Source organism: Streptomyces sp. NPDC028928, from assembly GCF_055564915.1.
Genome location: NZ_JBVHVI010000019.1, coordinates 143182 through 151136 on the forward strand (window position 1 = coordinate 143182; position 7955 = coordinate 151136).

Below are 7955 nucleotides of genomic sequence, written 5' to 3' on the forward strand. Positions count from 1 at the left end.
CGGTCTGACCTCGTTGCCCGGCGTGACCTGCCGTGATACACAGAGTGACCGTACGCGCTATTCGTACGAAACCCGCCAGTCAATGACGTCAAGTCGACATACGTTGGCGGCGTTGTCGGCGACAATGAGGCCTGACCTCTGCACACCGCAGGGGCACTCGCGGAACTACCCACCAGGGGCGGTGACTTACATGCTCTTTGCGGCCGACAAGGGAGACATCAACACCATCATCGGCGGAATCGCTCCGGACTGGGGCCCCTTCGGCAGCCTGGGCAACGAGGCCAAGGTGATGATCGAGGTGGTCATGGCCGTGGCCATCCTCCTCTGCCTCGGCATCGCGGTATGGGGCGCGGCGAAGCAGCGCATCGGCGCCACGGCCCTCCGGGACACCTTCAGCGCGGAACAGGGCAAGGGCCTCATCATCGCCGGCCTCACCGGGGTGTTCATCATCGGCTCCCTCGGCACACTGTTCACCATCGTGTACGGCATGGCGGTCTAGCCCCAGCCCCCTCCACCTGAGGTTGCGTTTCCCTGATGTCGAGTCACCACACCGCGCCCGTGCGGGAGCCAGCACGGCTACCGTCGTATGTCTACGAGGGTGAGGGAGCGCACACGGCATGAGTCCCGGAGACGACCAGAGCTACGAGACGGCCCCCACCCGAACCCGCCTCCCCGACCCCGACCCCTACGGCGGCGCCCCCCGCCGCCCCCACCGCTCCTCCTCCCGCAGCCTCGTCACGGTGGTAGGCGTAGTAGTCCTCCTGATCGCCGCCATCGCCTTCGCCAACCGGGGGGGTGAGGGGGGTGGGGAGGACGCGACCGCCAAGGACGACCAGCCGAAAGCTGCGTCGACCGCGGCCAGCGGAACCAAGCCGGTGGACACGAAGACCGGCAACATCCCGACCGGCTTCCCCCACACGGACCAGGGAGCCCAGAGCGCGGCGGCTAACTTCGCGGTGGCCCTGGGGTCAGCCGAGATGTTCAACACCGCGTGGCGCCACCAGATCGTGAACACGGTCTACACCTCGGACGTGGCTGCCGCCAAACAGTCGGCCATGGATAGTGCCTACTCCAACGAGAGGTTCCTCGCCAACATCGGCTTGGCCAAGGACGGAACCGCCCCGAAGGGCCAGACGTTCGTCTCCCGGGTCATCCCCGTGGGCACAAAGGTCGCTTCCTCAGGACCGGACACCACAACGGTCGAGGTCTGGTACACCTCGCTGTTCGGCCTCTCCGGTGAAGCCTCCAAGAACCCGGTGACCGAGAGCTGGTACACGACGACGTACAAGCTGAAGTGGGTCGGCGACTGGAAGATCACCGACTTCCAGCAGAAGGACGGCCCAGTCCCCGTAGGCCGCGATCAGACGGCCTCCAGCGCCGACGACATGACGAAGGCCGTCGAGGAGTACGGAGGGTTCACGTATGCGCGCTAACCACCGCTTCCTCAGGATCACGGCTGTGCTCGGAGCCGCGCAGACGGCCACGATGCTGATGGCGACCCGCGCTTTCGCCGAGCCCACTCCATCCCCTACAAAGAGCAACGACGCCTGTGAACTGATCCGCGGCGCCGCCAAACAGTTCTGCGAAAAAGACAACGGCTCCTCGGGCGGCTCCTCAGGCGTCACCCCCAACAACCCCCTCACCGAAACCCTCGACCCCCTCGCCTCCCTCGCCAAGGGATGTGCGGATGCCGCCTCGTGGACCATCGGGAAGCTCAGTGAGGCCGTGAAGGAGACCGCCAGTGTCGACTTCACCAATCAGGCCTTTCTGAAGCAGTACGCCATCGTCTTCGCCGCCTCCACGATCCTCACCCTCCTCCTGTGGCTGCTGGCCGTGGCCAAGCGCGCGGTGCGCGGCGTGCCGCTCACCACCGCCATCTCGGAAGCCGTCGGCTTCCTCTGGCTGACCGTGCTGGCCTCCGCCTTCACCCCGCTGATCCTGTACACCGTCGTCTCGGCGGCGGACGGCGTCACGGACGTCCTCGCGAAGGCCACCGGCGACCAGGCCGACACGTTCTTCGGCACCTTCTCCGGCGCCCTGAAGAAGGGCAACGACATCGGCGGCGGCCCGATCATGCTGATCGTCGTCTCCCTGGTCAGCATCCTCGCCGCCGGCGTCCTCTGGCTGGAGCTGGTCATCCGCGCCGCCCTGCTCTACGTCGGCGCCCTCCTCGGCACCGTCGTCTACGCCGGCCTGGTCGACAAGAACCTGTGGGGACACGTCCGCCGCTGGGCGGGAATCATGATCGCCGTGATCCTCGTCAAGCCGGTCATCGTCATCGTGCTGGGCCTGGCCGGCGCCCTCTCCGGCGACAACGGCCCCGACGCCTTCGGCGCCGTCGTCTCCGGCCTCGCCATCATCCTGCTCGCCATCTTCGCCAGCGCGATGATCTACCGCTTCGTCCCCGGCTTCGGCGACGAGATCGCCGGCTCCCGCAGCAACCGCATCATGCAGGGCGCCGAGAGCAAGGCCGCCGCCGTCATCAGCTCCCCCGCCACCCTCGTCGCCCAGGGCATCAAGACCCACAGCACCCGCGCCGACAGCAACGGAGCCCAAGGCGGCTCCAGCACCCCGCGCCCGGCCAACCCCGCCACCGGCGGCGTCGCCGCGCACAGCAGCCGTACCCCGACCGGGGGCACCGGCGGAGCAGTCCCCTCCGCCACGCCCGCGCCCCGCGCGTCCAGCCCGGTCAACACCCCGCACGCCAGCAACACCCGCAACAACCGCTCGGGAGGTGAAGGGCGTTGACGACCGAGTCCCACCTGTCCCATCCGGTCACGCCCCGCCGTACGTATCTCATCGGCCGCGCCCGGCCGAACGCGATCGTCGGCCGGAACCGCGAGTCCGGCGAGATCGCGCTGATCATCGCCGGCGCGTTCCTCGGCATGATGTGCGGCCTCCTCGTCCCGGTCCTGTCCCTGCGGATCGTGCTGCTCACCGGCTTCCCGATGCTCGCGCTCGCCGCGGTCTACGTGCCGTACAAGCGCCGCACCTTCTACAAGTGGTTCGAGATCAACCGCTCGTACAAGCGGACCGTCAAGGGCGGCAGGGCCGTCTACCGGTCCGGCGCCATGGAGGCCGGCACCCGGATCGACGGACGCGAGATCGAGGTCGGCCCGCCGCCCGGCATCGGCCGCATCACCTGGCTCGCCGCACCCTTCGGGCCGGACGAGATCGCCGTACTCCTGCACGCCGACCGCAAGACCGTCACCGCCGCCATCGAGATCGAGGGCCCCGGCGTCGGCCTGCGCGACTCCGAGGACCAGGAGGCCCTGGTCGACCGCTTCGGCACCCTGCTCAAGCACGTCGCCAACGGGGACGGCTTCGTCACCCGGCTGCAGATGCTCGCCCGGACCCTGCCCGCCGACCCGGACGCACACGCCAAGGACGTCGCCCTGCGCGGCGACGACCGCTCACCGGGCTGGCTCCAGCAGTCGTACGACCAGCTGCAGTCCATGGTGTCCACCAGCAGCGAGCAGCACCGCGCCTACCTCGTGGCCTGCATGCACTACACCCGCGAACTGGCCGCCGAGGCCCACGCGATGGCCCGAGCCGTCCGCGCCCACGGCGGCAAGGTCGACCGGGACGCCGGGCTCGCCGTCGTCATGGCCCGCGAGCTGACCGACATCTGCTCCCGCCTCCAGGAGGCCGACATCCGGGTACGGCAGCCGCTCGGTCAGGGACGGCTGGCCTCCCTCATCCACTCCATGTACGACCCCGACCACCCCATCGACCACATCCAGGCCATGACCCAGCGCAACGCGTGGCCGGCCGAGCTGGACGCCATGGAGCCCACCTATCTCCAGGCCAAGACCCGGGAGTCGAGCACCCGCGCGCCCTGGTGCCACGCCACCGCCTGGGTGAAGGAGTGGCCCATGACGCCGGTGGGGGTCAACTTCCTCGCCCCGCTCCTCGTCCACACCCCGGACGTCATCCGCACGGTCGCCGTCACCATGGACCTCGAACCCACCGAGGTCGCCATCGAACGCATGCTGACCGAGAAGACCAACGACGAGGCCGAGGCCTCCCGCGCCGCCAAGATGAACCGGACCGTCGACCCCCGGGACATCGCCGCGCACAACCGTCTCGACCAGCGCGGCGAGGACCTCGCCAGCGGCGCCGCCGGCGTCAACCTGGTCGGCTACATCACCGTCTCCTCCCGTTCCCCGGAGGCCCTCGCCCGCGACAAGCGGACGATAAGGGCCTCCGCCGGCAAGTCGTACCTCAAGCTGGAGTGGTGCGACCGAGAGCACCACCGCGCCTTCGTGAACACACTTCCGTTCGCCACCGGCATCCGAAGGTAGGGGCTGATTCGCCGATGCGGGATCCGCTGACCGTCCTCACCGAGGCCTTCACCTCCTTCCTCTTCGGGAAGGTGGAGACGACCCGGCTGCCGGTGCGCACCTCCACGGGCCAGGCCCAGGCCGTCTACCTGCCCACGGCCGCCCCCGGCCTCGGCGACTCCGGCGTCATCATCGGCCGCGAGGTGTACTCCGGGAAGGGCTACATCTACGACCCCTTCCAGCTGTACGGCCAGCAGCTGCCGGCCCCGCACTGGCTCGTCCTCGGCGAGTCCGGCAACGGCAAGTCGGCCCTGGAGAAGACGTACGTCCTGCGCCAGCTGCGCTTCAAGGACCGCCAGGTCGTCGTCCTGGACGCACAGGGCGAGGACGGCGTGGGCGAGTGGAACCTGATCGCCCAGGAGCTGGGGATAACTCCCATCCGGCTCGACCCGACGGCCGCCCTGAACCACGGGATCCGGCTCAACCCCCTGGACCCGGCGATCACCACGACCGGGCAGCTCGCCCTGCTCCGGACCATCATCGAGGTGGCGATGGGCCACGGCCTGGACGAACGGTCCGGCTTCGCCCTGAAGGTCGCCCACTCGTACGTCAACGAGAGCATCGTCGACCGCCAGCCGGTCCTCTCCGACATCGTGGAGCAGCTACGGCACCCCGAGCCGGAGTCGGCGGAGGCGATGAACGTCGCCATAGACGACGTACGGGCCTGGGGCCTCGACGTCGCCCTGGTCCTGGACCGTCTGGTCGACGGTGATCTGCGGGGCATGTTCGACGGCCCGACGACGGTCGGCATCGATCTCGACGCCCCCCTGATCGTCTTCGACCTCTCCCACATCGACCGCAACTCCATCGCCATGCCGATCCTCATGGCGATCGTCGGCGTCTGGCTGGAGCACACCTGGATCCGCCCCGACCGGAAGAAGCGCATCTTCCTGGTCGAGGAGGCCTGGCACATCATCAACAGCCCGTTCGTGGCCCAGCTGTTCCAGCGGCTGCTGAAGTTCGGGCGCCGGCTCGGCCTGTCCTTCGTGGCGGTCGTCCACCACCTGTCCGACGTGGTCGACGGCGCCGCCGCGAAGGAGGCGGCGGCGATCCTGAAGATGGCCTCGACCAGGACGATCTACGCCCAGAAAGCCGACGAGGCGCGGGCGACCGGCCGCGTCCTGGGCCTGCCGCGCTGGGCGGTGGAGATCATCCCGACCCTCACTCCCGGCATCGCGGTCTGGGACGTCAACGGCAACGTCCAGGTGGTCAAACACCTGGTCACGGAGACGGAACGGCCCCTGGTCTTCACCGACCGCGCGATGACCGAGTCCTCCAGCGACCTCAGGGCCGACGACGCCCTGCACGCGGCCGAGCTGGAGGCCGAGCAGCGGGCCGCGGCCTTCGTGGAGCAGCACCTGGGCGACTCCGAGTCGACGGTGGCATAAAAGGGGAGCGCAGGGTGAGACCGGACGACCGCCGCGACGACCGCCGTGACAGCCGCCGGGAGGGCCAGGGCGGCATCCCCGACGGCCTCCTGATCGGCATACTCGCGTTCCTCCTCGGCATGACCGTGCTGGTGTGGACGGCCACCGGCCTGGCGGCCCGGCTCGCCCAGGGCGCCTGGCCCACCGGCGTCACGTTCACCCGCACCCCACTGGCCATGCGCCACCTCATCGGACGGCCGCACGACATCACCGGCGCCTGGCCCGACACCCCACCGGCCCAGCTGTCCGGCTGGGGCCTGTTCTGGGGCCTGTTCATCGGCCAGCTGATGATCCTCTTCGTCCTCACCCTGTTCGCGCTGGGGGCGGTGGCGCGCTGGCGCGTGGGGAAGGCACGACGGGCCACCGCCAAGGCTGCGGAGGCGGCGGAACCCACGACGGTTACTGCGGCCACCGCGGCTACGGCGACTGCTGAGACGGTGGAGACGGCGGAGACGGGCTATGCGGGGCCGCCGGTCACCGCCCCGGCGCCCATGCCGGCCGCACCCGCGCCCGCGCCGCCTCAGCACGAGGTTCCGGCGCCTCGCAGCGAAGCCGTACCGCAGGGCCCCGGCACGCTACCGGCGGTCGGTGACCCGGTGGGCGGCTGGGAGAAGATCCTCATCGCACCGAGGGAAAGCCGCCAGGCCACCGCGGCCCGGGTCATCCAGGACGCCCCCGGCCCCACGCTGGTCGTCACCTCGAACCCCGCCCTGTGGTCGGAGACGAAGGACGCGAAGGCCAAGCTGGGCCCCACCCTCCTCTACGACCCGACGCACCTGTGCGACACCCCGGGCCGCCTGCACTGGTCCCCCACCACCGGCTGCGAGGACAAGCAGACGGCCCTGCACCGGGCGAAAGCCCTGCTCGCCCCCGTCCAACCCACCGCCAAGATCGACCAGGCGGTGGCGGACACGGCGACCACCCTCCTCCGCAGCTACCTGCACGCCGCCGCCCTGGAGAACCGCACCGTCCGGCACGTCCACCGCTGGTCGCAGGGCACCCAGGTCCAAGAGGCCGTCCGCACCCTCCGTACCCACCCGAAGGCCGCCCCCGGTGCCGCGGGCGAGCTCGAGTCGGCCCTCACCGCGCATCCCGAACGCCGTGACATCGCCCAGGAGCTGACCGGCCGGGCTCTCGCCGCCCTCTCCACGGTCAACATCCGCGAGGCCTGCACTCCGAACCGAACTGATGCGCTGGCCTTGGATTCCTTCGTCCATGAAGGGGGCACGCTTTATGTGCTCGGTGAATCCATCGAGGACCCGAGGAGCAACCCGGGCGCGATGCCGCTCCTGACGGCCCTCGTCTCCAGCGTGGTCGAGCGCGGCCGGCGCATGGCCGAACGGTCATCCTCCGGTCGGCTCGACCCACCACTCACCCTGGTCCTGGACGACATCGCGGCCGTGGCCCCGTTCCCGGAGCTGCCGGCCCTCCTCGCCACCGGTGTCGACCAGGGCCTGCCGACGCTGGCCCTGCTGCGCTCCCGCGAACAGGCCCGCTCCCGGTGGCCGCACCAGGAACTACCGGTCTAGGACGAACTCCAGCTCTGACTCCGCCTCGTCCTTCGAGAACGACACGGTCACCCCGCTCGGCGCGAAGCCGATCTTCCGGTACGCCGCCTGCGCCCGCACGTTCTCCTCGTGGACGAACAGCCGTACCCGCTCGACCTCCCGCGCCCACGCCCAGGCCAGACCGGCCTCGAACAGCGCCTCGATCAGCCCGTTCCCCCGGTGCTCGGGCCGCACGAACACCCCGACCGCGTGTCCTTGCCGCCGCTCGACCGGGAAGCCGGCCCAGTCCCGCGTCCCGGCCTCCTCGATGAGCACGGTGACCGAGCCGGCCCAGGTCCCGTCGGGTGCCTCGGCGATGAACTGGTGGGCCGTGCTGGAGCCCTCGCCGGAACCGATGGCCCGGTCCTGCCAGAAGGAGTCCGGCTGGGCCGCGGCGTTCTCGTAGGTCTCCAGAAAGGCGAGGTGCGCGACCGGGTCCCGCAGTGCGTCCAGCCGCAGCTGCTTCACCCGCTCCCATTCGTCGCGACGTATGACGCGGACAAGGTAATCGTTCCTGGCCGGAAGGTTCATGATCCCACCGTAAACGCAGAAAACCCCCGCATCGAAACGATGCGGGGGTTTTCCCAAAAATTGTTCGGCGGCGTCCTACTCTCCCACAGGGTCCCCCCTGCAGTACC

General features: G+C 69.8%; 7 protein-coding genes. 6 read left to right on the forward strand and 1 reads right to left on the reverse strand.

All coding sequences use genetic code 11. The features are described from left to right. Positions 1-190 precede the first annotated feature (190 nt). The 6 genes from ACZ4U1_RS35695 to ACZ4U1_RS35720 all read left to right on the forward strand — a co-directional run bounded on the left by ACZ4U1_RS35695 (position 191) and on the right by ACZ4U1_RS35720 (position 7299). The gene (locus tag ACZ4U1_RS35695) at positions 191-499 is read left to right on the forward strand and encodes a hypothetical protein (RefSeq protein WP_014673544.1); all 309 of its coding nucleotides are present in this window, start codon (positions 191-193) and stop codon (positions 497-499) included. A gap of 118 nt (positions 500-617) precedes the next feature. Further along, the gene (locus tag ACZ4U1_RS35700) at positions 618-1433 is read left to right on the forward strand and encodes a hypothetical protein (RefSeq protein WP_467908320.1); all 816 of its coding nucleotides are present in this window, start codon (positions 618-620) and stop codon (positions 1431-1433) included. Next, positions 1423-2748, forward strand: a complete 1326-nt coding sequence (locus ACZ4U1_RS35705; RefSeq protein ID WP_467908321.1) for a hypothetical protein — start codon at positions 1423-1425, stop codon at positions 2746-2748. The genes ACZ4U1_RS35700 and ACZ4U1_RS35705 overlap by 11 nt, the downstream gene beginning before the upstream one ends. Further along, on the forward strand, positions 2745-4304 hold the full coding sequence (locus ACZ4U1_RS35710; protein ID WP_467908322.1) for an SCO6880 family protein: 1560 nt from the start codon (positions 2745-2747) through the stop codon (positions 4302-4304). Before ACZ4U1_RS35705 ends, ACZ4U1_RS35710 begins: the two co-directional genes overlap by 4 nt. Positions 4305-4318: 14 nt before the next feature. Further along, complete coding sequence (locus tag ACZ4U1_RS35715) at positions 4319-5731, forward strand: ATP-binding protein (RefSeq protein WP_467908323.1); 1413 nt, start codon at positions 4319-4321, stop codon at positions 5729-5731. A gap of 14 nt (positions 5732-5745) precedes the next feature. After that, the gene (locus tag ACZ4U1_RS35720; RefSeq protein WP_467908324.1) at positions 5746-7299 is read left to right on the forward strand and encodes a P-loop NTPase family protein; all 1554 of its coding nucleotides are present in this window, start codon (positions 5746-5748) and stop codon (positions 7297-7299) included. Here ACZ4U1_RS35720 and ACZ4U1_RS35725 read toward each other — a convergent pair. Further along, positions 7288-7848, reverse strand: coding sequence for a GNAT family N-acetyltransferase (locus tag ACZ4U1_RS35725; RefSeq protein ID WP_467908325.1), 561 nt, complete (start codon positions 7846-7848; stop codon positions 7288-7290). The two genes, ACZ4U1_RS35720 and ACZ4U1_RS35725, sit on opposite strands and share 12 nt — an antisense overlap. Positions 7849-7955: the final 107 nt, after the last annotated feature.

Coding starts and splice junctions, on each gene's coding strand:
- ACZ4U1_RS35695 (WP_014673544.1), top strand. CDS start 191: ATGCTCTTTGCGGCCGACAAGGGAGACATCAACACCATCATCGGCGGA.
- ACZ4U1_RS35700 (WP_467908320.1), top strand. CDS start 618: ATGAGTCCCGGAGACGACCAGAGCTACGAGACGGCCCCCACCCGAACC.
- ACZ4U1_RS35705 (WP_467908321.1), top strand. CDS start 1,423: ATGCGCGCTAACCACCGCTTCCTCAGGATCACGGCTGTGCTCGGAGCC.
- ACZ4U1_RS35715 (WP_467908323.1), top strand. CDS start 4,319: ATGCGGGATCCGCTGACCGTCCTCACCGAGGCCTTCACCTCCTTCCTC.
- ACZ4U1_RS35725 (WP_467908325.1), bottom strand. CDS start 7,848: ATGAACCTTCCGGCCAGGAACGATTACCTTGTCCGCGTCATACGTCGC.